Source organism: Xanthomonas pisi DSM 18956 (genome assembly GCF_001010415.1).
Lineage (GTDB): Bacteria > Pseudomonadota > Gammaproteobacteria > Xanthomonadales > Xanthomonadaceae > Xanthomonas > Xanthomonas pisi.
On the sequence record NZ_JPLE01000024.1, the window covers coordinates 32,491 to 57,328 of the forward strand.

23 protein-coding genes are annotated in these 24,838 nt (G+C 66.1%); 13 read left to right on the forward strand and 10 right to left on the reverse strand.

Features of this window, described 5'->3' with window-relative positions; translation table 11 throughout:
- Positions 1-76: 76 nt before the first annotated feature.
- Complete coding sequence (locus Y887_RS06855) at positions 77-910, forward strand: inositol monophosphatase family protein (RefSeq protein ID WP_046963628.1); 834 nt, start codon at positions 77-79, stop codon at positions 908-910.
- Between the two features lie 276 nt (positions 911-1,186).
- Here Y887_RS06855 and Y887_RS06860 read toward each other — a convergent pair whose 3' ends face one another.
- The gene (locus Y887_RS06860) at positions 1,187-1,798 is read right to left on the reverse strand and encodes a superoxide dismutase (protein WP_046963629.1); all 612 of its coding nucleotides are present in this window, start codon (positions 1,796-1,798) and stop codon (positions 1,187-1,189) included.
- A gap of 263 nt (positions 1,799-2,061) precedes the next feature.
- Between Y887_RS06860 and Y887_RS06865 the strand changes: the two genes are divergently transcribed.
- Both Y887_RS06865 and Y887_RS06870 read left to right on the forward strand, forming a co-directional pair.
- Positions 2,062-2,502: a ribonuclease gene (locus tag Y887_RS06865; RefSeq protein WP_046963630.1), complete on the forward strand. Its 441-nt coding sequence runs from the start codon at positions 2,062-2,064 to the stop codon at positions 2,500-2,502.
- Positions 2,499-2,924: a barstar family protein gene (locus Y887_RS06870; RefSeq protein WP_046963631.1), complete on the forward strand. Its 426-nt coding sequence runs from the start codon at positions 2,499-2,501 to the stop codon at positions 2,922-2,924. Before Y887_RS06865 ends, Y887_RS06870 begins: the two co-directional genes overlap by 4 nt.
- Before the next feature lie 218 nt (positions 2,925-3,142).
- Here Y887_RS06870 and Y887_RS06875 read toward each other — a convergent pair whose 3' ends face one another.
- On the reverse strand, positions 3,143-5,035 hold the full coding sequence (locus Y887_RS06875; RefSeq protein WP_046963632.1) for an ATP-binding cassette domain-containing protein: 1,893 nt from the start codon (positions 5,033-5,035) through the stop codon (positions 3,143-3,145).
- Between the two features lie 101 nt (positions 5,036-5,136).
- Here Y887_RS06875 and Y887_RS06880 point away from each other — a divergent pair, with 101 nt between their 5' ends.
- Both Y887_RS06880 and dbpA read left to right on the forward strand, forming a co-directional pair.
- Positions 5,137-5,847, forward strand: a complete 711-nt coding sequence (locus Y887_RS06880) for an alpha/beta fold hydrolase (protein ID WP_052764954.1) — start codon at positions 5,137-5,139, stop codon at positions 5,845-5,847.
- A 38-nt stretch (positions 5,848-5,885) separates the two neighbouring features.
- Positions 5,886-7,262: an ATP-dependent RNA helicase DbpA gene (gene dbpA, locus Y887_RS06885; RefSeq protein ID WP_046963633.1), complete on the forward strand. Its 1,377-nt coding sequence runs from the start codon at positions 5,886-5,888 to the stop codon at positions 7,260-7,262.
- Positions 7,263-7,724: 462 nt separating this feature from the next.
- Here dbpA and Y887_RS06890 read toward each other — a convergent pair whose 3' ends face one another.
- The gene (locus Y887_RS06890) at positions 7,725-8,285 is read right to left on the reverse strand and encodes an adenine phosphoribosyltransferase (protein ID WP_046963634.1); all 561 of its coding nucleotides are present in this window, start codon (positions 8,283-8,285) and stop codon (positions 7,725-7,727) included.
- Positions 8,286-8,377: 92 nt separating this feature from the next.
- On the reverse strand, positions 8,378-9,934 hold the full coding sequence (locus tag Y887_RS06895; protein ID WP_046963635.1) for a protein adenylyltransferase SelO: 1,557 nt from the start codon (positions 9,932-9,934) through the stop codon (positions 8,378-8,380).
- 278 nt (positions 9,935-10,212) lie between these two features.
- On the opposite strand from Y887_RS06895, the gene Y887_RS06900 reads away from it, so the two are divergent.
- On the forward strand, positions 10,213-11,088 hold the full coding sequence (locus tag Y887_RS06900) for an alpha/beta hydrolase (RefSeq protein WP_046963636.1): 876 nt from the start codon (positions 10,213-10,215) through the stop codon (positions 11,086-11,088).
- A 124-nt stretch (positions 11,089-11,212) separates the two neighbouring features.
- On the opposite strand, the gene Y887_RS06905 is transcribed toward Y887_RS06900, so the two are convergent.
- Together Y887_RS06905 and Y887_RS06910 are read right to left on the reverse strand one after the other, a co-directional pair.
- Positions 11,213-11,908: a glutathione S-transferase family protein gene (locus Y887_RS06905; RefSeq protein WP_046963637.1), complete on the reverse strand. Its 696-nt coding sequence runs from the start codon at positions 11,906-11,908 to the stop codon at positions 11,213-11,215.
- A gap of 363 nt (positions 11,909-12,271) precedes the next feature.
- The gene (locus tag Y887_RS06910; RefSeq protein ID WP_006451993.1) at positions 12,272-12,481 is read right to left on the reverse strand and encodes a cold-shock protein; all 210 of its coding nucleotides are present in this window, start codon (positions 12,479-12,481) and stop codon (positions 12,272-12,274) included.
- 267 nt (positions 12,482-12,748) lie between these two features.
- On the opposite strand from Y887_RS06910, the gene Y887_RS06915 reads away from it, so the two are divergent.
- The 4 genes from Y887_RS06915 to Y887_RS06930 all read left to right on the forward strand — a co-directional run bounded on the left by Y887_RS06915 (position 12,749) and on the right by Y887_RS06930 (position 17,318).
- On the forward strand, positions 12,749-13,234 hold the full coding sequence (locus Y887_RS06915; protein ID WP_046963638.1) for a YaiI/YqxD family protein: 486 nt from the start codon (positions 12,749-12,751) through the stop codon (positions 13,232-13,234).
- A gap of 56 nt (positions 13,235-13,290) precedes the next feature.
- A complete protein-coding gene (locus Y887_RS06920; RefSeq protein ID WP_014503075.1) occupies positions 13,291-13,839 on the forward strand; it encodes a YaeQ family protein in 549 nt (182 codons plus the stop codon).
- The gene (locus tag Y887_RS06925) at positions 13,836-15,017 is read left to right on the forward strand and encodes a BaiN/RdsA family NAD(P)/FAD-dependent oxidoreductase (RefSeq protein WP_046963639.1); all 1,182 of its coding nucleotides are present in this window, start codon (positions 13,836-13,838) and stop codon (positions 15,015-15,017) included. Before Y887_RS06920 ends, Y887_RS06925 begins: the two co-directional genes overlap by 4 nt.
- A 231-nt stretch (positions 15,018-15,248) precedes the next feature.
- On the forward strand, positions 15,249-17,318 hold the full coding sequence (locus Y887_RS06930; RefSeq protein ID WP_046963640.1) for a GGDEF/EAL domain-containing response regulator: 2,070 nt from the start codon (positions 15,249-15,251) through the stop codon (positions 17,316-17,318).
- 222 nt (positions 17,319-17,540) lie between these two features.
- Here the strand turns inward: Y887_RS06930 and htpX are convergent, their stop codons facing one another.
- On the reverse strand, positions 17,541-18,419 hold the full coding sequence (gene htpX, locus Y887_RS06935; protein WP_046963641.1) for a protease HtpX: 879 nt from the start codon (positions 18,417-18,419) through the stop codon (positions 17,541-17,543).
- Positions 18,420-18,515: 96 nt separating this feature from the next.
- Here htpX and gluQRS point away from each other — a divergent pair, with 96 nt between their 5' ends.
- The 3 genes from gluQRS to phaR all read left to right on the forward strand — a co-directional run bounded on the left by gluQRS (position 18,516) and on the right by phaR (position 20,976).
- The gene (gene gluQRS / locus Y887_RS06940; protein ID WP_046963642.1) at positions 18,516-19,415 is read left to right on the forward strand and encodes a tRNA glutamyl-Q(34) synthetase GluQRS; all 900 of its coding nucleotides are present in this window, start codon (positions 18,516-18,518) and stop codon (positions 19,413-19,415) included.
- 85 nt (positions 19,416-19,500) lie between these two features.
- The gene (locus Y887_RS06945; protein WP_046963643.1) at positions 19,501-20,241 is read left to right on the forward strand and encodes a beta-ketoacyl-ACP reductase; all 741 of its coding nucleotides are present in this window, start codon (positions 19,501-19,503) and stop codon (positions 20,239-20,241) included.
- 159 nt (positions 20,242-20,400) lie between these two features.
- Positions 20,401-20,976 (forward strand): polyhydroxyalkanoate synthesis repressor PhaR, encoded by a 576-nt coding sequence (gene phaR, locus Y887_RS06950; protein WP_046963644.1) that lies wholly within the window; start codon positions 20,401-20,403, stop codon positions 20,974-20,976.
- 55 nt (positions 20,977-21,031) lie between these two features.
- Here phaR and Y887_RS06955 read toward each other — a convergent pair whose 3' ends face one another.
- Genes Y887_RS06955 through mutL form a run of 3 tightly spaced genes read right to left on the reverse strand, consistent with a single transcriptional unit; the run spans position 21,032 to position 24,834 of the window.
- On the reverse strand, positions 21,032-21,994 hold the full coding sequence (locus tag Y887_RS06955; protein WP_046963645.1) for a TraB/GumN family protein: 963 nt from the start codon (positions 21,992-21,994) through the stop codon (positions 21,032-21,034).
- 33 nt (positions 21,995-22,027) lie between these two features.
- Positions 22,028-22,963 carry a DUF1684 domain-containing protein gene (locus tag Y887_RS06960; RefSeq protein ID WP_046963646.1) on the reverse strand — a complete coding sequence of 312 codons (936 nt, stop codon included), beginning with the start codon at positions 22,961-22,963 and terminating at the stop codon, positions 22,028-22,030.
- A complete protein-coding gene (mutL, locus tag Y887_RS06965; RefSeq protein WP_046963647.1) occupies positions 22,963-24,834 on the reverse strand; it encodes a DNA mismatch repair endonuclease MutL in 1,872 nt (623 codons plus the stop codon). The genes Y887_RS06960 and mutL overlap by 1 nt, the downstream gene beginning before the upstream one ends.
- Between the last annotated feature and the right edge of the window lie 4 nt (positions 24,835-24,838).

Consider the following 24,838-nt stretch of genomic DNA (forward strand, 5'->3'; position numbering starts at 1 on the left):
TGCGCGGCCGGCTTTCGCGCCGGACCGCTCTTTTACCTTCGCCATTTCCGATTCTGCCTTCACGGGAGCTTTAACCATGCAGAAACCCGCCGTCACCGTCATGGTCAAAGCCGCCCGCCTCGCCGGCAATGTGCTGTTGCGCGGTATCAACAAGCTGGACGCACTCAACGTGGTGCAGAAAGGCCGCATGGACTACGCCAGCGAAGTCGATGCCGATGCCGAGAAGGTCATCATCAAGGAACTCAAGCGTGGTTACCCCGAGTACGCCGTGTTCGGCGAAGAAGGCGGCGTGCAGGGCGGCAAGAGTGGCCGTTACACCTGGGTCATCGACCCACTGGACGGCACCAGCAACTACCTGCGCGGGTTTCCGCACTATTGCGTGTCGATCGCACTGGTCGAAAACGGCGAACCCACCGATGCGGTGATCTTCGATCCGCTACGCAACGAGCTTTTCACCGCCAGCCGCGGCGCCGGCGCCGTGCTCAACGACCGCCGCATCCGTATCGCCGAGCGAAAGGATCTGGACGGCGCAATGATCCACACCGGCTTCCCGCCGCGCGAGCGCGCACGGATCAGTGCGCAGCTGAAGTGCGTCGATGCCCTGCTGGTCCAGGCCGAAGACGTGCGCCGCACCGGCTCGGCCGCGCTGGACCTGGCGTATGTGGCCTGCGGCCGCGCCGACGCCTACTTCGAAGCCGGCGTCAAAGCCTGGGACATCGCCGCCGGCGTGCTGCTGGTGCGCGAAGCCGGTGGCCGCGTCTGCGACTACAAGGGTGCCACTCCCCCGCGCATGGACAACATGGGCCCGGAAACCCAGCAGATCGTGGCTGGCAACATCAAGATCAGCGACGCGCTGCAGAAGGTCATCGTCAACACCGGCTACGCTCGCGAGTTCGACGCCAAGTTCTGATCCACGCCCTGGCAGTCGTAGGAGCGCAGCAAACAAAGAAGGCCGGGATAGCTCCCGGCCTTCTTGCATTACAGCGTCGGCACCGGCTATGCCCGCGAGTTCGACGCCAAGCTCTGATCGGTGCCTTGGCTGTCGTAGGAGCGCACCCGGGCGCGACCGAGGTTTCAACAGGAAAAGCCCCTGCGCCCAGGTGCGCTCCTACGCGACACACTGCAGCAAACCAAGAAGGCCGGGATCGCTCCCGGCCTTCTTGTGTCACAAGCCTGCGCGCAGGACTCAGGCGATCGCAGCGTGGTAGCGGCGCTCGACTTCTTCCCAGTTCACTGCGTTGTAGAACGCGCCGATATATTCCGGACGACGGTTCTGATACTTCAGGTAGTACGCGTGTTCCCACACGTCCAGGCCCAGGATCGGGGTGTTGCCTTCGAACAACGGGCTGTCCTGATTGGCGGTGCTTTCCACCACCAGCTTCTTGTCCGGGGTCACGCTCAGCCACGCCCAGCCCGAGCCGAAGCGGCTGACGGCGGCCTTGGTGAAGGCGTCCTTGAACTTCTCGAACCCACCGATGTCCTTGTCAATCGCCTTGGCGACCTCGCCCTTGGGCTCACCGCCACCATTGGGCGACAGCACGGTCCAGAACAGCGAATGGTTGGCGTGGCCGCCACCGTTGTTGCGCACCGGGCCCTGCAGGTTTTCCGGCAGGCTCTTCAGCTTGGACACCAACTCGTCGATCGGCAGGTCGGCGTACTCGGTCCCTTCCAGCGCCGCGTTGACGTTGTTGATGTAGGTCTGGTGATGCTTGGTGTGATGGATTTCCATCGTCTGCGCATCGATGTTCGGTTCCAGCGCGTCGTAGGCGTAGGGCAACTGCGGAAGGGTGTAGGCCATGCGTGTCTCCTGGACTTGCCGCCCGGCGAAGACCGGGCGTTGCGGGATAGATGGTAAGGACGCCGACGGCGCTTACCAAGGGCAGCGGCAGGGAAACTTCATCCCATTCGAGCAGGGACCGCGTCCCGTTGGCTACACACCTTGCACCAGCCCCCGGTTACTTGGGTGTGAATCGCGCGGCCGCCCGGCCGTGTTCAAAGTCGACACAGTCGCGCAACGGCATACTTGCTCTGCAGCACACTCTTCGCTCCCGGAACGTCTTCATGCGCAAGCCCGCTTTGCTGATCGTCGCCATCGTGCTGCTCGTCGCCGGCCTGTGGGGCATGCGGGCCCTGCAGACGCCCAAGCCCCAGTTTGCGCCGCAGCTCAGTGCACCGATCGCCGCCGCACCGCCAGCGCGTCAGGTGCCGCACTTGCCGGCCTTTCTGCCGATCGAAGCCATGGCCACCATCGTCCTGATCCAGCGCGGAGGGCCGTTCCCGTATCCGCAGGATGGCGGCGTCTTCGGCAACCGCGAACACCGGCTGCCGGAACGCCCGCGCGGCTACTACCGCGAATACACCGTCGACACACCCGGCAGCGCCGACCGCGGTGCCCGCCGCATCGTTACCGGCGGCACCCCGCCGCAGACCTGGTACTACAGCGACGATCATTACCAAAGCTTCAAGTCGTTCCAGGGCCCGACACCGGAGCAGGCGCCATGAGCGCGGGCGACTTTGCACTGGACCTGTCCGACCCGCAGCAATCGGGCGTCTATCAAGCCGACACCGACGATCTGGACACCATGGCTGCGCTGGCGCGCGATGCCGGGCTGCGCATCCTGCGCGTGGATCTGGCCACCTGCAGCGACAAGCGCATGTTGTTGATGCGCCTGGCCACCCAGCTGGACTTCCCCGCCGGCTTCGGCCGCAACTGGGATGCATTGAGCGATGCGCTGCGCGACCTGGCGTGGCTGCCCTCCCCGCGCGGCTACGCGCTATTGATCGACGGCGCCGAGGCATTGGCGCAGGCAGCGCCGAACGAGCGCGATACCTTGCTGGACATTCTCGACGAAGCCGCCACCAGCTGGGCCGCGCGCGGACTGACGTTTGCAGCGTTCGTGGCGCCGGCCAGCGCTTGCGATTGAGTGAGTCGGCTCACGATTGCTGCCTGCAGATGACAGATGCGTTACCGGCATGCGCGGCGTCGCTCGCCTGTCGCTGAGCGCACCGTGCAAATGACCGCGTAGGGTGCGGCCTGCGATGCATCGTCATCGCCCGCAGCTACGCATCGACGCCTGCGCGAACAAACAGCGCAGCGCGGCACCCAGGGCCGGCACGCAACAGCGCGCCGGCGCAGCACCGGCTATTCCAGCTCGCTCCAGCGCGCGTAGGCGGCATCCAGCTGCGCCTGCGCGTCGCTCAATGCTGCGGTGTGCGCGGTCATTGCCGCACTGTCGCGTTGATAGAACCCCGGGTCGTTCATTGCCTCGGTCAGCGCGGCGACCTGCTGCTCCAGCGTCTCGATCAACCCAGGCAATTGCTCCAGTTCGCGCGCCTCCTTGTAGCTGAGCTTGCGCTTGGGCGCGGCATCCACCGGTGCCGCGGCAACTGCCACGGGCGTGGTTGCTGCAGCGGTCGCCGAGGCCTTGGCGACCGCCATCGCGTTGGGCGCGGGGGTGCGCCTCTGGCGCAACGAATCGCTGTAACCGCCGACGTAATCGCCGACCAAACCCTCGCCTTCCATCACCAATGTGGAAGTCACCACGTTGTCGAGGAAGTCGCGGTCATGGCTGACCAGCAGCAAGGTGCCGGTGTACTCGCCCAGCAGCTCCTCCAGCAACTCCAGCGTCTCCACGTCCAGATCGTTGGTCGGTTCGTCCATCACCAGCAGGTTGGACGGCTGCGCGAACAGCCGCGCCAGCAACAGGCGATTGCGCTCGCCACCGGACAGCCTGGTGATCGGCGCGCGGGCGCGCTCGGGCGTGAACAGAAAGTCCTGCAGATACGCATGCACATGCTTGCGCTTGCCGTTGATCTCCAGGAAATCGCGGCCTTCGGCCACGTTTTCGATGGCGCTCCAGTCCTCGCGCAGGGTCGAGCGGTACTGATCGAAATACGCAATCTGCAGATTGGTGCCGATGCGGATTTCGCCTTCCTGCGCCTGCAGATCGCCCAACAACAACTTGAGCAAGGTGGTCTTGCCGCTGCCGTTGGGGCCGATCAGACCGATGCGGTCGCCACGCTGGATGATGGTCGAAAAATCCTTGACCATCGTGCGCGCGCCGAACGCAAAGCCGACGTCCTTGGCCTCGATCACCTTCTTGCCGGACGACTCGCCCTGCGAGACTTCCATGCGCACGTTGCCGGTCAGATCGCGGCGCTGCACGCGCTCGTTGCGCATCGACTCCAGACGCCGCACACGGCCCTCGTCGCGGGTGCGCCGCGCCTTGATGCCCTGGCGGATCCAGATTTCTTCCTGCGCCAGCATCTTGTCGAAGCGCGCATTTTCCTGCGCCTGCGCATTGAGCCGTTCTTCGCGGCGCCGCTCGTAATTGGCCCAGTCGCCCGGCCAGCTGGTGACCTGACCACGATCGATTTCGACGATGCGCGTTGCCAACGCACGCAAAAAGCGCCGGTCATGGGTCACGAACAGCACGCTGCCGTTCCAGCCTTTCAGGAACGACTCCAGCCAATCGATCGCTTCGATATCCAGATGGTTGGTCGGCTCGTCCAGCAGCAGCACGTCAGGCGAGGACACCAGCGAGCGCGCCAGCAGCACGCGGCGTTTCATGCCGCCGGACAGCCGCGCAAATTCCGCATCGCCATCCAGTTCCAGCTTGGTCAGCGTCTCGCCGACGCGCTGATCCAGCGCCCAGCCTTCGGCCGCATCGATCTTGGCCTGCACCTTGCCGAACGCGTCGGCGTCGAACACCTCGGCATGGCTAAGCTGGTGGAACTCGGCCAGCCAGTGGCCCAGTTCGCCCAGCCCATCGGCCACCACATCGAACACGCTGCCGCCGGTGCCCTGCGGCACCTCCTGCTCCAGCCGTGCAATGCGCACGCCCTGCTGCACGCGTACTTCGCCGTCATCGGGCTTGAGCTCGCCGGCGATCAGTTTCATCAAGGTCGATTTGCCGGCGCCGTTGCGACCGATCAGGGCGATACGCTCGCCCGGCTCGATCGTAAGGTCGGTTTTTTCCAGCAACAAGGGGCCGCCGACGCTGTAGTCGACGCTTTGCAGAGTGATTAAAGGCATGCGCTTAGTGTACTTGAGCGCTGCACCCAAGGCGCTGCCAACCTGCCGTGGGGGATAAACGAGCCGCTATCATCCTGACTTTCACCCCCGGCCCCAGCCACTTGACCCAGCTAGTGATCCTCCCCGGCCTGGACGGTACCGCGCTGATGCTGGATGCGTTCACACAAGCCGCGCGCCCCTATTTTTCCGATGTCCGGGTGATTGCGTATCCGCCTGAGGTCCTCTTGGGATACGACCAACTGGAGGATTTCGTCCGTCAGCAACTGGGCAGCGGTACCGAATTCATCCTGCTGGGAGAATCTTTCTCAGGCCCGGTTGCCATGGCCATTGCGGCCTCCCCGCCCCCGGGTCTGATCGGACTCGTCCTGTCGACGACATTCGCAACGCAGCCGGTTCCGCTGCTCAAGGCGTTTGCGGGCATGCTCCGTTTTGCGCCTGCACGGCTGCCGATGCCCATCCTTGCATGGTTTTTGCTCGGGCAATGGTCGACCACCCAACTAGAAGCAAAGCTCAGACATGCATTGCGTGACGTCGCACCCAACGTGCTGCGCGGACGGGCGCAAAGCGCGCTGCGCATCGATATGCGAGACCGGTTAAACGGCATTCGGTGTCCGACGCTTTGCCTTACTGCATCCCACGACCGCCTGCTTTCACCAAGCGCGGCCACCTGCTGGATAGATTTACTTCCACACTCCTCTCGATGCGATCTCGCCGGACCGCATCTGCTGCTGCAGACCGCCCCCAAACCCTGCGCGCAAGTCGTTGCGACGCATTTCGGACTAACCGCAACCACAAGACCGGACGGCGCATGAGTCAGCGCACGGCGTCGCTGCAGCGGCTAAAATGCGCCATGAACGAATTCTCCGCGCTGCCGCTGTCGCCGGCCCTGGCCCCCGGCATCGACGCCCTTGGCTACACCGTCCTTACTCCCATCCAGGCGCAGAGTCTGCCGCCGATCCTGCAGGGGCTGGACGTCATCGCCCAGGCGCCGACCGGTAGCGGCAAGACCGCCGCGTTCGGGTTGGGCCTGCTGCAGAAGCTCGACCCCGCGCTGACCCGCGCGCAGGCGCTGGTGCTATGCCCCACGCGCGAACTGGCCGACCAGGTCGGCAAGCAACTGCGCAAGCTGGCCACCGGCATCCCCAACATGAAGCTGGTAGTGCTCACCGGCGGCATGCCGCTCGGCCCGCAACTGGCCTCGCTCGAAGCGCACGACCCGCAGGTGGTGGTCGGTACGCCCGGCCGCATCCAGGAACTGGCCCGCAAGCGCGCCCTGCATCTGGGCGGCGTGCGCACGCTGGTGCTGGACGAGGCCGATCGCATGCTCGACATGGGTTTCGAAGAACCCATCCGCGAGATCGCCAGCCGCTGCGACAAGCACCGCCAGAGCCTGCTGTTCTCGGCCACCTTCCCGGACATCATCCGCACGCTGGCGCGCGAGATCCTGAAGGACCCGATCGAAATCACCGTCGAAGGCGCCGACAGCGCGCCGGAAATCGACCAACAGTTCTTCGAGGTCGACCCGACCTACCGGCAGAAGGCCGTGGCCGGCCTGCTGCTGCGCTTCAACCCCGAATCCAGCGTGGTGTTCTGCAATACCCGCAAGGAAGTCGACGAGGTGGCCGGCTCGCTGCAGGAATTCGGTTTCTCCGCGCTGGCGTTGCATGGCGACATGGAACAACGCGACCGCGATGAAGTGCTGGTGCGTTTCGTCAACCGCAGCTGCAACGTGCTGGTGGCCAGCGACGTGGCCGCGCGCGGGCTGGACGTGGAAGACCTGTCGGCCGTGGTCAACTACGAGCTCCCCACCGATACCGAAACCTACCGCCATCGCATCGGCCGCACCGCGCGCGCCGGCAAGCGCGGCCTGGCGCTGAGCCTGGTGGCACCGCGCGAAGCGGCGCGGGCGCAGGCACTGGAGGCCGAACAGGGCCAGCCGTTGAAGTGGTCGCGTGCGCCGCTGGCCACCGCCCGCCCGGCGCAGCTGCCGCAGGCGGCGATGACCACATTGCGCATCGACGGCGGCAAGACCGACAAGCTGCGTGCCGGCGACATCCTCGGCGCATTGACCGGCGAAGCCGGGCTCTCGGGCGCGGCGATCGGCAAGATCGCGATCTACCCCACCCGCTCCTATGTCGCCATCGCCCGCGCGCAGGTCGCCAAGGCGCTGGCGCACCTGCATGCAGGCAAGATCAAGGGACGTCGGTTTCGGGTCAGCAAGCTCTAGAGCGTGTTGTGTCCTCTGAGGTGAGTGCGAAGCGTCCTGTGGCGCGTCGAGACAAGGCGTGCGCTGCGGCCCAGGCCGGCCGCCTGGGCAACAAGGCGCGCAACGCGGTATCGGCGCACCACAGGGCGCTCCCCTGAGGGTTGGCCGTCAGCGGCCAACGCATCTCATCTCAAAGTGCATAACACTCTCCAGGTACCAGTCGCAGCCTGCGGGGGCGCATGAAGCTGGCAGCGGTGCTGGCCGAGCCCAGCCAGTCTTGCTGCACACAAGGCGGCCGGTGCAAGGCCGGCCGCCTGCCAGGCGTTGCTGGCGTGACGCCGATGCATGCACAGGCAATCGGCGCCTGTCGCAAGACACGCTCAGGAACGACGAAACACACGCCAGCGATGAGCGCTTGGCAGGCACCGGAGCATGACCGAAAGCCGCGATGCAAGTGCGCGCGCTCGGCTCGGTCGGTGGACCTCAGTAAGCCAAGGTCGCCAGCAGCGGCACATCGTTGGCCCATTTCTCGCGGCCCTGCAGTGCCTTCAGCTCGACCAGCACCGCCGCGCCGACGATCTCCAGCTCCAGCTGTGCGGCCAGCGCCAGCGCAGCACGCAGCGTGCCGCCAGTGGCCAGCACGTCGTCGACAATCAGCACACGCGCGCCGCGCGGCAGCGCGTCCTCGTGCATTTCGATGCGATCGGTACCGTATTCCAGCGCATATTCCTGGATCAGCGTTCGCCCCGGCAGCTTGCCCGGCTTGCGCACCGGCACGAACCCGGTGCGCAGTTCGCGCGCCAGGGCTGCCCCGAGGATGAAGCCGCGCGCCTCGATGCCCAGCACCGCATCCAGCGGCGTGGTGCGCCAGGGCTGTGCCATTTCATCCAGCGCAGAGGCGAAATCCGGGCCGTCGGACAATAGCGGCGTGATGTCCTTGAACACGATCCCCGGCTTGGGAAAGTCGCCAATGTCGCGAATCCGTTCCGACCAGTGATTGGGGCCGGAGGCGTTGCTGCCGGCGCAGCGGGTACAGTCTGTCATGGTGGGATGGCGTCGTTGCCAGTGGGGACAGCCCTATTCTAGGCTGCGCAGCCCTTGCCGCGGCAGTTACAGCGTCCGTGCGTCTGAGCGCGTCAGGAACTGCAGGACAGCGTCGAACACCCGGCGCGATCGCGCGCCCACTCCGGCCGGCGGGCTGCGAACGCGACATTGCCTGGCTGGTCGTTATAGGGCCGACGCATGACCTCCAGCAATTCCTGGACGCCCGATGGATCGCCCTGTTCGGCCTTGTCGATCGCCTGCTGCGCCAGGTAATTGCGCAGCACGTAACGCGGATTGGCCAACCGCATCCGCTCGCGCCGCTGTTCGGGCGACACGCTGTCCTGCTGCAACCGGAGGGCATAGCGCTGCAACCAAGCGTGCAGCTGCGGCGCGTTCGCCTGGCGCTTGTCGTCGTCGTAGAACGCATCGCGCAGCAGCAGCGGGTCCGGATGCCCGGGTGCGACGTCGATCAAGGCGCGGAAGGTCAGCGTCATGTCCATTTCCGCCTCGCGCATCAGCGCGCGCAGTGCATCGATCAGCTGCAGGTCCTCGTCGCGGCACTCGGCCAGCCCCAACTTGGCGGCGGTGTCGTTGCGGTCGCAGGCCAGATAGGTATCGCGAAAGCGATCCAGCCCCTGTTGCAAGGCAGCGGCGTCGGCGAACAGCGGCGCCAGCGCCTGCGCCAACCGGCCCAGGTTCCAATACGCCACCTGCGGCTGGGTGCCGAAGCGATAGCGGCGACCCTGCGCGTCGGTGGTGTTCGGGGTCCAGTCCGGGTCGTAATCGTCTACCCACCCATACGGGCCGTAATCGATGGTCAGGCCCAGGATCGACATGTTGTCGGTATTCATCACCCCGTGCACGAAGCCCACCCGCATCCAGTGCGCCACCATCACCGCCGTGCGTTCGCAGACCTGCGCGAACCAGGCCGCGTACAACGCCTCGCCCGCGCCTTGCAGCTCGGGGAAATCGCGCGCGATGGTGAAATCCGCCCATTGCCGCAACAGCGCCACATCGCCGCGCACGCTGGGCAATTCGAAATTACCGAAACGGATGAACGATGGCGCCACCCGGCACACGATCGCCCCCGGCTCCCGCTGCGGCCGGCCGTCGTAGAACATGTCGCGCACGACTGCATCGCCGGTGGTCACCAGGCTCAGCGCGCGCGTGGTCGGCACGCCCAGGTGATGCATCGCTTCGCTGCACAGGAATTCGCGAATCGACGAACGCAACACGGCCCGGCCATCGGCGCCGCGCGAATACGGCGTGGGGCCGGCGCCCTTGAGTTGCAACTCGTAGCGCCCGCCATCCACACCGATCGCCTCGCCCAACGCAATCGCACGGCCGTCGCCCAACTGGCCGGCCCAATGGCCGAACTGATGACCGCCGTAATTGACCGCCCATGGCTGCATGCCGGGATACAGCGCATTGCCGCCAAAGACCTCGGCAAAGCGCGTACTGGCCATCTCGGCCGCATCGAACCCAAGCAGCTGCGCCATCTCCGCCGAGTGCGCGATCACGCGCGGTGCGGCGACCGGGGTGGGCAACACCGACGACCAGGCCGCGCTAACCTCGCGACGGCGCGGCCCGTGTTCCGGGTCGCCGGGCAACTGTTGGCGCAGGCGATTATCAAAATGCAGGTCTGTCATGCGCCAAGCCTAGGCCAGCGACGGTGAACTTGGCATGGGCGGCCGCCGCATCCGCGCTGGCGGGCGCCTCGTATCACTTCGCATGCCGACACCAAGCGAGCTCCTCCTGCACATGCTGGCGACAACAGATCACCGCTAATACGCAGCGCCATCGCCACGCTGCCGCCGCTGCGACGCAGTTGGCGGCCACCACGACCGAACGAGGCGGAACGATTCAACACGCGTCGCCCCTCATCAGCCGCCTGGCTCCACACCTCTTCCCTCAACCGACATCGCCCATGCCTCTTCGCGCCTCCCGCTGGATCCGTCCCGCCATCCTGCTGCTTGGCTCCCTCACGTTGACGGCCTGCAGCAGCGTGTTCTTTGGCGGCATCAATGCCGTCTCCAGTCGCGAGGGCGTCGTCGAACATCCCAACCAGGTGTTCGACCCGGAACACGGCCTGGCCCTGGATGTCTATCAGCCACGCGGTGCGGTGGGTGCGCCAGTGGTGGTGTTCTTCTATGGCGGCACCTGGAAGCGCGGCAAGCGCGCCAACTATCGCTGGATGGGTGAGGCGCTGGCCCGTCAAGGTGTGGTCGCGATGGTGGCCGACTACCGCAAGTACCCGCAGGTGGGGCTGCAAGGCTTCATGGCCGACGCCGCCCGCGCAACCGCCTGGAGCGCTCGGCACGCGCAGGAGTATGGCGGCGACCCAAAGCGGCTGGCGGTGATGGGGCACTCGGCCGGCGCCCATATCGCCGGGCTACTGGCGACCGATCGCCGCTGGCTGCAGGCGCAAGGCCTTCAGCCCCAGCAGCTATGCGGCTTTGTCGGCCTGGCCGGCCCCTACGATTTTCTTCCGATGACCGACCCCGAGCTTGTCGAGATCTTCGGCACCTCGCACGACGACCAGGCCAGGTCGCAGCCGGTCCTGCATGTCGACGGCAACGAGCCGCCGATGCTGTTGCTGCATGGCGACGCCGACCGCGTTGTCGAGCCACAGAACAGCGCCGCGTTGGCTTCGGCCATGCGTCGCGAGGGCAAAAACGTGCAGGTCAAGCTCTATCCAGGCGTCGGCCACATGGGGCTGGTGCTCGCCTTCCGCAAGCCACCGGCCGACTCGCCGGAACTGCGCGACACCCTGCAATTCCTTCGTCAGTGCAAGGCACCCTGAGGTTGGGCTGGCGCACGTCATGCACCACCGAGTAGCTGCTGCCTCGGCAAGCCGGCTGCTCCAGCAAGCGCCGCCGGTACAGCAACCACGTGGCGGCAACGGCACGCCGGTGCCAGCCCTGGCATCAGTCGTCGCTGCGGCCCATCAGCGCATAGGGGCCCCCCTTCTTCAGTGCAGCCTGGTACGCGGGGCGCGCCTCGATCCGTTCCAGGAACGCGCGCAAGCGCGGGTAGTTCTCCAGCCCGCCGCCGCGTGCGGCGGCAGCCTGCGCCGGAAAACTCATCTGGATGTCGGCAGCGGTGAAGCGTTCGCCGGCAAACCAGGCGTGGGCCTGCAACGACTGTTCCATCCAGCCCAGATGCAACTTCACCTGCGGGCCGACAAAGCCCGACATCGCCTTGTCCACGATGGCACGCGCGATGGGTTTGGCGAAGAACGGCATCGGCGCGCTGCGGATGCGAGCGAAGATCAACGTCATCAGCAGCGGCGGCATCGCCGATCCCTCGGCATAGTGCATCCAGTAGCGGAACTGCTGACGTTCGGGGGAGTCGATGGGCCGTGCAGGTGGCGACAGCGCGCATTCGGTGTCGTAGCGCTCGGTCAGGTAGTCGAGGATGGCGCCCGACTCGGCGATGGTCAGGTCGCCATCGACGATGACCGGCGATTTGCCAAGCGGGTGGATCGCGCGCAACTCCGCCGGGGCCAACATGGTCTTGGGATCGCGCTCGTGGCGCACGATCTGGTAGGGCAGCGCCAACTCTTCGAGCAGCCACAGCACGCGCTGCGAACGGGAGTTGTTGAGATGGTGAACAGTGATCATGGCAAGCGGCCGCACACGGAAAGCACCATCCTAACCACCCGGACGTCGTTGCCGTGCGCAAGCCGTGCCGGCGGCCGGGATGTAGCACGTCGCGCAGTGGCGGCCAGTCACTGGCCTGCACGCGAGAAACAGCGCGCACGCGCGTCACATGCGGGACGGCGTCTGTTACGCAGTCGACAACGCGTGTCCGATGCCGTGCGGACGAACGTTCGGCAGGCCGCAGGGATCACCCACGGCGTGGACGCAGCGGACCAGCCATGTCCGAGGACACGCGCCGCGCTGTACAGGGCAAGCAGCGGACAATAAAAAACGCCGGCCGCTTGCGCGACCGGCGTTTTTGGCAACCTTACGGTTGCAGACGGATTAGACCGCCTGCACCTGGTCAGCCTGCATGCCCTTCTGGCCCTGCACGGCGACGAAGGTGACCTTCTGGCCTTCCTGCAGCGACTTGAAGCCGGTGCCCTGGATGGCACGGAAGTGCACGAACAGGTCCGGGCCGCTTTCCGGGGTGATGAAGCCGAAGCCCTTGGCATCGTTGAACCACTTCACGGTACCGCTCTGACGATCTGACATTTACAAACTCCTGAACTATAGATGGATAAATCGCAGCGTCCGAAAAGCCGGAGCTGAGACTGAGTTGCAGGCGTTGGTAAAGCGGAACGATGAAGCGAGATCTGTAACGATCCGGCTGCACCAGGCCACGATTCACGGTGACCCTTGCAAACACAGTGCGTGCACAGTACTCGTGTTTTCGGCAAAAAGCGACACCCCGCGTCAAATCTTTTGCAGTCAGGCCAAATCCGACTGTCTGTCGGGCCCGTCCCCATTCACAATCAGCGGATGAATACGCCTCCAACACCGACACGCGCGCAGATCTGGGTCGATGCCGATGCCTGCCCCGCGGTGATCCGCGACATCCTGTTCCGCGCCGCGGCGCGTACCGGCATCGCCGTGACCCTGGTCGCCAACCACTACCTCAGTACACCTGCCCTGCCCCATGTCCGCGCCCTGCAGGTGCCCGGCGGCCCGGACGCGGCCGACGATGCGATCGCCGAACGGGTGGCCGCGGGCGACCTGGTGGTGACCCAGGACATCCCGCTGGCTGCGCGCGCGCTGCAAGCAGGCGCCGCTGCGGTCGGGCTGCGCGGCGAGGCGTTCACCAGCAACACCATCACCGAGCGCCTGTCGGTGCGCGGCTTCATGGAAGAGCTGCGCGGTGCCGGCATTGCAACCGGCGGGCCAGCGGCGCTGCATGCACGCGATCGCCAGGCCTTCGCCGCCCAACTGGACCGCTGGCTGGCCGCGCAACCGCGCACGCGGACGTAACGCGCCGCCGCTGGGGCGGGCGCGTATCATGAGCGCCCTTTGCAATCGGCATCCTGATGGCCCTCACCGCCACCGTCCGCAGGGCGGAGCTCCAGATCAGCGACATGGACCGCGGCTACTACGCCAACCATTCGCTGACCCTGGCCCAACACCCGTCCGAAACCGACGAGCGCCTGATGGTGCGCCTGCTCGCGTTCGCCTTGTTCGCCGACGACCGCCTGGAATTCGGCCGCGGTCTCAGCAACGACGACGAGCCCGACCTGTGGCGGCGCGACTACACCGGCGACCCGGACCTGTGGATCGACCTCGGCCAGCCGGATGAAAGCCGCGTGCGCAAGGCCTGCAACCGCTCGCGCGAGGCGGTGGTGATCGGCTATGGCGGCCAGGCCACCGAAACCTGGTGGAAGAAGCATGCCAACGCCATGGGCCGGCACCGCAACCTGCGCGTGATCGAACTCGACTCGCAGGCCACCGAAGCGCTGGGCGCGCTGATCCAGCGCGGCATGCGCTTTGATGTGATCATCCAGGACGGCGAAGTGCAGATGCTGGCCGATCACGGCAGCGTCACCCTGACCCCGATGGTGCGGCAAGCGCCGGCCGAATGAACATGCGGTGCGACGTGCTGGTCATCGGTGCCGGGGCTGCCGGCCTGATGAGCGCCTTCACCGCCGGCCGGCGTGGCCGTCAGGTGCTGGTGCTGGACCACGCCAACAAGGTCGGCAAGAAGATCCTGATGTCCGGCGGCGGGCGCTGCAATTTCACCAATACCGGGACCGCGCCGGGCAACTTCATTTCCGCCAATCGCCATTTCTGCAAGTCTGCGCTGGCGCGCTACAGCCCGGGCGATTTCGTCGAGCTGGTGGAGCGCCATGGCATCGCGTATCACGAAAAAGAGCTGGGCCAGCTGTTCTGCGACATCTCGTCCAAGCAGATCGTGCGGCTGCTGCTGGACGAGTGCGAGGCAGCCGGGGTGCAGATCCACACCCAGTGCGAGGTGCGCGCGGTCCGCCGCGACAGCGACGGTTTCACGCTCGATACCAGCCTGGGGCGCGTGCAGGCGCAATCGCTGATCGTCGCCACCGGCGGGCTGTCGATTCCCAGCATGGGCGCCAGCGGCTTCGGCTATACCCTGGCCAGACAATTCGGCCATGCACTGCTGCCGACGCGTGCCGGACTGGTGCCGCTGACCCTGAGCGGCAAGCATCAGGAGCGTCTGCAGGAACTGTCCGGCCTCGCCCTGCCGGTGGAAGCGCACTGCAACGGGGCGAGCTTCCGCAACTTCATGCTGCTCACCCATCGCGGCGTCAGTGGGCCGGCGATCCTGCAGATCTCTTCGTATTGGCAAGCTGGCGACGACTTGCGGCTCGACCTGCTGCCGGGACACGACGCGGGCGCGTGGCTACGCGAGCAGAAACAGCAGCGCGGGGCCACCGAGCTGCGCAATGTGCTGGGCGATGTGATGCCGCGACGCTTTGCGCAACGCCTGTGCGAGGTGTGGTTGCCGGACAAGCCGGTGCGCCAGCTGGATCCGCCGCAGTTGCAGGGCGCGGCCGAGCTGCTCTCCGCCTTCCCGCTGATCGCCAGCGGAACCGAGGGCTACCGCACCGCTGAAGTCACCCTCGGCGGTGTCGATACGAATCAGGTCTCCAGTACGACCATGGAGTCGCGGCTGGTGGCTGGCCTGTACTTCGTCGGCGAAGTGCTGGACGTCACCGGCTGGCTTGGGGGATACAACTTCCAGTGGGCATGGGCATCGGGCCACGCCGCCGGCAGCGCAGCCTGATCGCCGCCGCACGGCACTGCGCGCAGCACCGACTGCAGAAACAGTGAGCGATGCCCCGTGATTGCCGCAGCGTCCGCGAGGATCGACGCGACAATCGCCGATCGTGTCCCTGCGCAAGTTCATCGGCGGCCCATTACTTGCGCCACGTCTCACACTGGATGCGGCATGATCCACACACATGGACGTGCCAGACCCCTTCGTGTATTAAAGCCCGTCTCTAGGGAGCCGCGCATGCAAAAAGGCAAAGATCTCACCCTCCGCTTGCTGATCGTCGACGACAGCGTGGAGAGTGCCGAGACCATCGTCACCGCGCTGCGCAACGGCGGCATCGCGGTACGTCCGTCGCGGCCGCAGAACCAGGAGGAACTGGCCAGCATGCTGTCGGGCCAGATCGATCTGGCCATCCAGGGCCAGGCCCTGCAGGTGCCGATGAGCGCGCTGCAGGCGCAGATCGCCGGTAGCGGCAAGGACATTCCGATCATCCTGCTGGCCGAGCGCATCGAGGAAAATGCCGTGGTCGAGGCCGCTGCGCACGGCATCCGTGCGATCGCGCTGCGCCAGCGTCCGGAACATCTGCTGGCCCTGGTGCGTTCGGAGTGGGCCGACCTGCAGGCGCGTCGCGGCCTGCGTCGCATCGAAGCGCAGATGCGCGAAACCGAGCGCCGCTGCGACGCGCTCATCGCGTCCTCGCGCGACCCCATCGCCTACGTGCACGAAGGCATGCATATCCGCGCCAACGAGGCGTATCTGGAGATGTTCGGCTTCGAGTCGTTCGACGACGTCGAAGGTGTCTCGCTGCTGGACATGATTGCCGCGCAGTACGTCGACGACTTCAAGCAACTGCTCAAGGCCATGGCCAAGGGCGAGCCGCCGCCGGCGCAGTACAAGGTCGACGCACGACGGCTGGAAGGCGACACCTTCCCGGCGACGATGGAATTTGCCACCGCCACCTACGAAGGCGAGCCGTGCATCCAGGTGGTGTTCCGCCGCCGCGAGGAGTTCGATCCGGAACTGGCGCGCGAGGTCGAAGACCTGCGCCAGCGCGACCAGGTCACCGGCCTGCTCAACCGTCCCACCTTCATGGTGGCGCTGGAACAGGCGGTGGCGCGCGCCGGCCGCAGCGAAGGCCAGTCCGGCTTCCTGCTGATCGAGCCGGATCACTACACCCGCATCCTTCCCGAGATCGGCCTGGACTCGGCCGACGCCTTGATCGCGGCCATGGCCGCGCACGTGGCCGGCATCATCGATGAGGGCGTGGTGGCCGCACGCTTCGGCGAGCACAGCTTTGCCCTGTTGCTGGACGGCAACTACGCACGCACCCACGCGCTGGCGGAAACGGTACGCGATGCATTCGCGCAGCATGTTTTCAGCGTCGGCTCGCGCTCGGCCACGGTCACGGTGAGCATCGGCGGCGTGCAGATCGGCGAAAAGATCGCCAGCATCGGCCAGGTGCTCAATCGCGGGACCGAAGCGGTGCGCACCACCGCCGAACTCGGCGGCAACGCGGCCAGCATCTACGACCCGGCCGCTGCCGACCGGGCCGAGGAAGAGCGCATCGAGCGTTGGGTCGCGCAGTTGCGCGAGGCGCTGGTCGGCGATGGGTTCCTGCTGCATTACCAGCCGGTGCTCAATCTGCAGGGCGAGCCGCTGGAGCTGTATCAGGCGTTCCTGCGCCTGGATCGCAACGGCGAGATGATGTCGCCGAATGCCTTCATGGCCATCGCCGAAGAGCACGACCTGATCACCGAAATCGATCGCTGGGTGGTGGCGCGCGCCATCCGGCAGCTCGGCGAGCGGCAACGTGCGGGACACACCACGCACCTGCTGGTGCGCATCGGGCCGAACTCGTTCTCAGACCCGCAGATGATCGACACCATCCGCGAGCAGTTGGCGGTGTACGGGGTCCCGGGCGAGCGCCTGTGGTTGCAGACGCCCGAATCGAAGGTGTTTACGCATCTGCGTAATGCGCAACAGTTTCTGGCGGCAGTATCGGCGATGGGCTGCAAGGTCGGGCTGGAGCAGTTCGGTTCGGGCCTGGACTCGTTCCAGCTGCTCGCGCATTTCCAGCCGGCCTTCCTCAAACTGGACCGCGGCATCACTGGCGACGTCGCCTCGGCCCGCGAGAGCCAGGAAAAGATTCGCGAAATCACCTCGCGCGCGCAGCCGGCCGGCATTTTGACCGTGGCCGAATTCGTGGCCGACGCGCAGTCGATGAGCAGCTTCTTCAGTGCGGGCGTGGATTATGTACAAGGAGATTTCGTCGCACCCACCGGCCCGCTGATGAACTACGAATTCGGCTGATCCAACCGAACGCCTGTAACGCAAGACAACAAACCCCCCGCAATGCGCGGGGGTTTTGTGTCTTTCAAGCCGTGACGCGGTAGAGCGATTTGCGACCAGGCGATGCGGCGGGCACTGGTTCGTTGAGCATGGGCCGCTCATGTGGCCGTTGCACCAATGATGGATGCCGATCACGGCATCGCCTTGCGCATCACCCGGAGCCGCCGCGATCTCGGGTGCCGCTTACAGTGCCGCACCGTTGGCCGCGCGCAACATCGCAATGCGCTCGGTCAGCGGCGGATGGCTCAGGAACAGGCGACGCAGGCCATCGCCGACGCCGCCGGAGATGCCGAACGCCTGCACCTGCGAGGGCAAGGTGCTCTGACCATGGTTGAGCGACAGCCGCTCCAGCGCGGCGATCATCTTGTTGCGCCCGGCAAGCTGCGCGCCACCGGCGTCGGCGCGGAACTCGCGACGGCGCGAGAACCACATCGCGATCATGGTCGCGAACATGCCAAGCACCATCTCCAGCGCGAACACGATGATGTAGTACGCAAAGCCACGGCCGCCCTCGCGGTTGCCCGACAGGGCGCTGTCGATGACGCCGCCGACCACACGCGCCAACACGATCACGAAGGTATTGAGCACGCCCTGCAGCAGCGCCATGGTCACCATGTCGCCATTGGCGACGTGGGCGATCTCGTGACCGAGCACCGCCTCGGCTTCGTCCTGGCTCATGTTCTGCAGCAGTCCGGTGGAGACGGCGACCAGCGCATTGTTGCGATTGGCGCCGGTCGCGAAGGCATTGATTTCCGGGCCCTCGTAGATCGCCACTTCCGGCATGCCGATGCCGGCGGCCTGCGCCTGACGCCGCACCGTCTCCAGCAACCAGCGCTCGGTCGGTGTGCGCGGCTCGGTGATCACCTGCGCGCCGGTGCTGCGCTTGGCCATGAACTTGGACAGCAGCAACGAGACGAACGCGCCGCCGAAACCGAAAATGGCGCCCATCACCAGCAGGCCGCTCATCTGTGCGGAATTGACGCCCAATACCGACATCACAATGCTGGCGAGGAACAACACTGCCAGGTTGGTCAGCAGGAACAGGAAAATGCGGTTGAACATGACGCGCTCGCTCCACTCATGGGGGTGACCTGCTGCGGATCTGCGGCCGTCGCAGCTTGAAATCAAGCAAGCACCTGACCGACGATTCAGCTGCCTATGCCAGAACCTTCCTACCGTGGCCGCTTCGCGCCCTCCCCGACCGGCCCACTGCACTTCGGCTCACTGCTGGCGGCGTTCGGCAGTTGGTTGCTCGCCCGCCATGCCGGTGGGCAGTGGTGCGTGCGCATTGAGGACATCGACCCGCCACGCGCCGAGCCGGGCGCGTCCGAACGCCAGCTGCGCAGCCTGGCCGCGTTCGGGCTGACATCCGACCTGCCGGTGATCCGGCAATCGCACCGCGATGCGCACTACAACGACGCAATCGCCACACTGCTGGCGAGCGGGCTGGCGTTCGAATGCAGTTGCAGTCGCGCCGATCTGGCCCAGATGGGCGGGATCCACCACGCCTGCGTGGCGGCGCTTGGCGACCGGCGCGCGGTGCGCCTGCGCGTGCCGCCCCAGCCACCGGTCGGCTTCGACGATGCGCTGCAGGGCCATGTGCGGCAGGACGTGTACGCCGACGTCGGCGATGTCGTGCTGCGCCGCGCCGATGGCTACTGGGCTTACCAGTTGGCAGTGGTGGTGGACGACGCTGCCCAGGGCATCACCGATGTCGTACGCGGCGCGGACCTGCTCGACTCCACCCCGCGCCAACTCCTGCTGCAGCGCGCCCTGGACCTGCCCCAGCCACGCTATCTGCACCTGCCGCTGATCCTGGATGCCGGTGGCCGCAAATTGTCCAAATCGCACGGCGCGCCCGCACTGGACGACACCGACCCGTTGCCGGCGCTGCGTGCCGCCTGGCAGGCACTGGGCCAGGTGGCGTCCACCCTGCCGCAGCAGGCAGGCATCGATGCGTTGCTGCGGCATGCCGTGCAGCATTTTTCGCCCGACCTGCTGCCGCGCACCGCCACCCTGAGCAGCGATGGACGCGCATCGCAGCCCGGGCGTGACTAGAATTGCGACCCAGCACCGGCATCCGGGCGCGGCGTCTGCGCCGGCACCCCGATCGCCCCGGCCTTCCCCGCTTAATGGAGTCGTCATGACATCTCGCGTCGCATTGGTCACCGGCGGCACCGGCGGTATCGGTACCGCCATCTGCAAGCGCCTGGCCGACCAGGGCCACAAGGTGGCCAGCAACTTCCGCAACGACGAAAAGGCGCGCGACTGGCAGCAGCGCATGCAGGCGCAGGGTTACGCATTTACCCTGTTCCGTGGCGATGTGGCGTCGTCCGAGCATGCGCGCGCCCTGGTCGAGGAGGCGGAGGCATCGCTGGGGCCGATCGAGATCCTGGTCAACAATGCCGGCATCACCCGCGATACCACCTTCCACCGCATGACCGCCGAGCAGTGGCACGACGTCATCAATACCAACCTCAATTCGGTGTTCAACGTCACCCGCCCGGTGATCGAAGGCATGCGCAAGCGCGGCTGGGGCCGGGTCATCCAGATCAGTTCCATCAACGGGCTCAAGGGCCAGTACGGCCAGGCCAACTACGCAGCGGCCAAGGCCGGCATGCACGGTTTCACCATCTCGCTGGCGCGCGAGAACGCCGCATTCGGAGTTACGGTCAACACGGTCTCGCCCGGTTACGTGGCCACCGACATGGTGATGGCGGTGCCGGAAGAGGTCCGCGCCAAGATCGTGGCCGACATCCCGACCGGCCGGCTGGGACGCCCGGAAGAGATCGCCTATGCCGTGGCGTTCCTGGTGGCGGAAGAGGCCGCCTGGATTACCGGGTCCAATCTGGACATCAATGGCGGGCACCACATGGGTTGGTAACGTTTGCTGCAACTTTGCGGTGCAGCATGGATTTGGAACAAAAACCATGCTGCGCAACATTTTTAATGTGTCCGCTTAAGCAAATAAGGCCTTCTGGCTGTTGCAACCGCTGCTGCGCTGCGCCATCCTGCGCGCACTATCAGTGTGAGTGAACGTTCCATGGCCGGACTTCGCATCATCAAGAAGTATCCCAATCGCCGTCTCTACGACACCGAGATTTCCAGCTATATCACCATCGAAGATGTGCGCCAGTTGATCATCGACGGCGAGGAGTTCGAAGTCCGCGATGCCAAGAGTGGCGAAGATTTAAGTCGTGCCGTCTTGCTGCAGATCATTGCCGACCGGGAACAGGACGGCGAGCCGATGCTCTCCACCCAGTTGCTGAGCCAGATCATCCGCTTCTACGGGGACTCGCTGCAGGGCTTCATGGGCAATTACCTGGAGCGCAGCATGCAGGTGTTCCTGGACCAGCAGCAGCAGTTCCGCCAGCAGATGGGCAACCTGCTCGGGCAGACCCCGTGGGCGATGATGAACCAGCTCACCGAGCGCAACCTGGAGCTGTGGCAGGAATTCCAGCGCAACTTCGGCGCCGGTTTCGGTCGTCCGGGCGGCCCCGGCACGCCGCCGACGCCGCCTGGCGCCGGCAGCATGGGCAGCGGCCCGATGGGCACCGGCACGCATGGCGCGTCCAACAGCCATACCGGCACCGCCGGCAAGGCGCGCAATCGCGGATGAGGTCGCTTCCCGCGCCTCCCAGCCCGAGCGGCCGGAGGCGCGAGGAAACGCCTGACTAGTGGCCGGCCTGCTGCGCGCAGGCCGAGCAGATGCGCTCCACGTGGTAGCCACGCGCACGCAGGCGCTCCACGACTCCGTCGTTGCCCAACAGATGCAGGGCGCCTACCACGACCAGGGTGGTTCCACTGCCCTTGCCCAGCTGTTTTTCCAGCCGCGGCACCCAGCGCGCATTGCGCTCGACGTTGATGTCCTGATACAGCGCCGGATACTGGCGGCGCATGTCTTCGGCCATCTGCGTCGATAGCGTGTGCACGTCGCCAGCGCGCCAGGCCGCATGCAGCCGACGCAGCTGATCGGTGGTATCGGCCTCGTCCAGCGCCTCTTCCAGCAGCTGATGCTGCTCGGTGGGCGACATGCCATCCAGCAGGGCGATCTGCTCTTCGGCGCGCTCCAGGCCGTCGGCCGGCTTGCCCCTGACCTGCGCCTGATCCATCAGGTAATGATCCAGACCCGCGTTCGGGTCCATGCCTTGCCGGGTCATCTCGGCCAGGCTGACCGACAGCGCGACGAACCACGGTTTGAGCGACTGCAAGGCGTCGATCGACATGCCGTACTTGCGCGCGTAGGCACCGAGCGCCTGCCAGGTCTTTGCATCCAGCACGTCCTGCAGGGTGCGGCCATCGGTGCGTCGTGCCACTTGCAGCATGCGGCTGGCCAGCTGCGGCGATTGCGCATCGGACGGTGGCAGCTCGAACAGCAGACGGTCGGCCTTGGCGAATGCCTGCATCACATCCGGCGACAGCGGGTAATCGCTGGGTTTGAGCACATGGAACGAGCCCAGCAGGTAGAGCGTGCCACCCTTGCCATCGACCTTCCACAACAGTGGCACCGGTGGGCCGGCAGGCGCCCGGTCGGCACCGCGCGCCCGGGCCGGTGCCATCGCCCCACCCCACAGCGCCAGACAGATCATCGCCCCGCCGCACCAGGCAGCAAGGCGCGCACGCAGGCGCACGCTCATCGCATCACCTTCCACCGTGTCCACCTCATCACGTCAGTGCGGCACCTTGTAAGTTTTCTCGCCGGCCGAGACCGCCAGGTCGATCCGGTTTTCCGGCGGCGGCAACGGGCAGGTTGCGAAGGGAGTGAACGCGCACGGCGGGTTGTAGGCGCGATTGAAGTCCACCACGACATGACCGGACGCATCCGGCACGTCCAGGTCCAGGAAGCGCCCGGCCGGATAGCTGCCGTGCCCACTCGTGCGGTCGGCGAATACGACGAAGGCCGACCTCCCGGGTTCGCCGATCGTCTCCAGGCGATAGGTCTTGCCGTCGCGCTCGAATTCGACGGCGCCGGCATTGGGTTGCTCGCTGCTGATGCCGACGATGTCTACGATCGGAATGGTCTTGCCGACATCGTTGGGGACGTAGCGTGCGTTGATGCGCCAGGAGGGATCTGTCGGCCAGTACTCCAGCCCGGCGAATTGGCTGCGCGATGGCGCATCGGCGTGCTTGACCCGCAGTGCGTAGCGGTCGCCGCGATGGATCAGGCTGAGCACGCCCTTGCCATCGTCGAAATGGATCAACGTGGGCTGCGGATCGCGATCGGACTGGAAGCGGATCCGGCCGGTCAGCGGCTTGCCATCCAGGGTCAGCACGGCGCCACGTTCGGGCACGAACCACACCGCTCCGCCCTCGCTGGACACCATGCCCATCTTCGGCGGCCCGACCGCAAGCCGGATGCCGCTATCGGCGCTAGTGCCGATGTAATGCGCCTTCAGCGACAGCCAATGCAGACCGACCAGGCTGGTCCAGCCATCGGGGGCGCGCAGTTCGTTGATCCGGCTTTCGCGCCAGGCGGCATTGTCGGCCAGAAATGTCTTGTCCAACGCAACCGGTGCGGCCGGTGGCGGCGCATCGCGCCCACACCCGACCAGCGTCGCGACCACCAGCATGCCGAGCAGCCAGCCCTTCCCCATGTACACCGCCATCACCGCCCCCTGAGAAACCAACGATCGATATCGCTCAGCGTAAACCGAGCCCAGGTGGGTCGGCCATGGTTGCACTGGCCCGAGCGTTCGGTGGCTTCCATGTCGCGCAGCAAGGCGTTCATTTCCGGCACGGTGAGGCGTCGGTTGGCGCGCACCGCACCGTGACAGGCCATGGTCGACAGCAGTTCGTCGCGCGCGCTGGCGATGCGGCGGCTCTGGCCGTGCTCGCGCAGGTCGCCAAGCACGTCGCGCAGCAACGCTTCCGGCTCGGCATTGGCCAGCAAGGCAGGAATACTGCGCACGTGCAGCGATTGCGGACCGGCGCGGGTGATCTCGAAGCCCAGGCTGGCCAGCGTCTCGGCTTCGCGTTCGGCGGTGTCGGCCTCGCGCTCGCCCACTGCCAGCGTCATCGGCACCAGCAATGGCTGCGCATGCAGGCCGATGCTGTCGTGCGCGGTCTTGAGCCGTTCGTAGCCGATGCGTTCGTGCGCGGCATGCATGTCCACCACGATCAGGCCTTCGGCGTTCTCGGCCAGGATGTAGATACCGTGCAATTGCGCCAACGCATAGCCCAGGGGCGGCACGCCGCTGTCTTCGGCCGTCGCTGGCAGACCGGTCCCGGAAAACTGCGGCACGCTGGCGGACTGCTGCGCACTGCCCGACGGCGGCGCATACAACGCGCCATAGGCTGCGCGCGCTTCGTCCACACGCAGGCCCAACGGCGTCTGCGAGGGCGTCCAGTTGGCGTAGCTGCCCGAGCCGCCGCCACTGCCGGCTGCACCGGCATAGGGTGCGGAACTGCCGCCAGCGAGGTTGTCCATTGCACCAGCAGCCGCATAGCCGGCGCCATCGCTGCCGATGCTGTTGGGCGTGGCGCCGGCGCGCGTCTGTGCCAGCGCATCCTGCAAGGTGCGATAGACGAAGTCGTGAATCAGCCGCGCTTCGCGGAAACGCACCTCGTGCTTGGCCGGGTGCACGTTGACGTCCACGCGCGCCGGGTCCAGTTCGAGAAACAGCACGTACGCAGGCTGGCGGCCATGGAACAACACATCGCCGTAGGCCATCTTGACCGCATGCGCCACGCTGCGATCGCGCACCGAGCGGCCGTTGACGTAGAGATATTGCTGATCCGTGCTGGCCCGCGAGTAATGCGGTTGCGCGACCCAGCCATGCAGCCGCAGACCGGCGCCGCTGTGATCCACGCGCAAGGCCTGCCGCGCGAAGTCCTCGCCCAAGGTTTCGCCCAGCCGCGCATCCGAATACAGATCGCCCGGCTTGTAGCGGCGCGACGGCTTGCCGTTGTGCGCCACGCGCAATTCCATATCCGGGCGCGCCAACGCCAGCGAGCGCAGCCACTCTTCGATATGTCCGAGTTCGGTACGCTCGGCGCGCAGGAACTTGCGCCGTGCCGGCACGTTGAAGAACAACTCGCGCACTTCCACCGTGGTACCGGGCGCATGCGCGTGCGGCGTCACCTCGCCAAGCCGCCCGCCTTCGATCTGCAGCGCCGAGCCGTGTTCGGCATCGTGACGGCGCGAGATCAGCGTAAAGCGGCTGACCGAGGCGATCGACGGCAGGGCTTCGCCGCGGAAGCCGAGCGTGGCGACGGTTTCCAGATCGTCCAGCGAGGCGATCTTGCTGGTGGCATGCCGCGACACCGCCAACGGCAGCTCATCGGGCGTGATGCCGCCACCGTTGTCGCGGATGCGGATCAGCCGCACGCCGCCCTCTTCCAGATCGATGTCCACGCGGGTGGCACCGGCATCGAGGGCGTTTTCGACCAGCTCCTTGACCACCGATGCGGGACGTTCGACGACTTCGCCGGCAGCGATCTGGTTGATCAGGATCTCGGGTAACTGACGGATCGCCATCAGC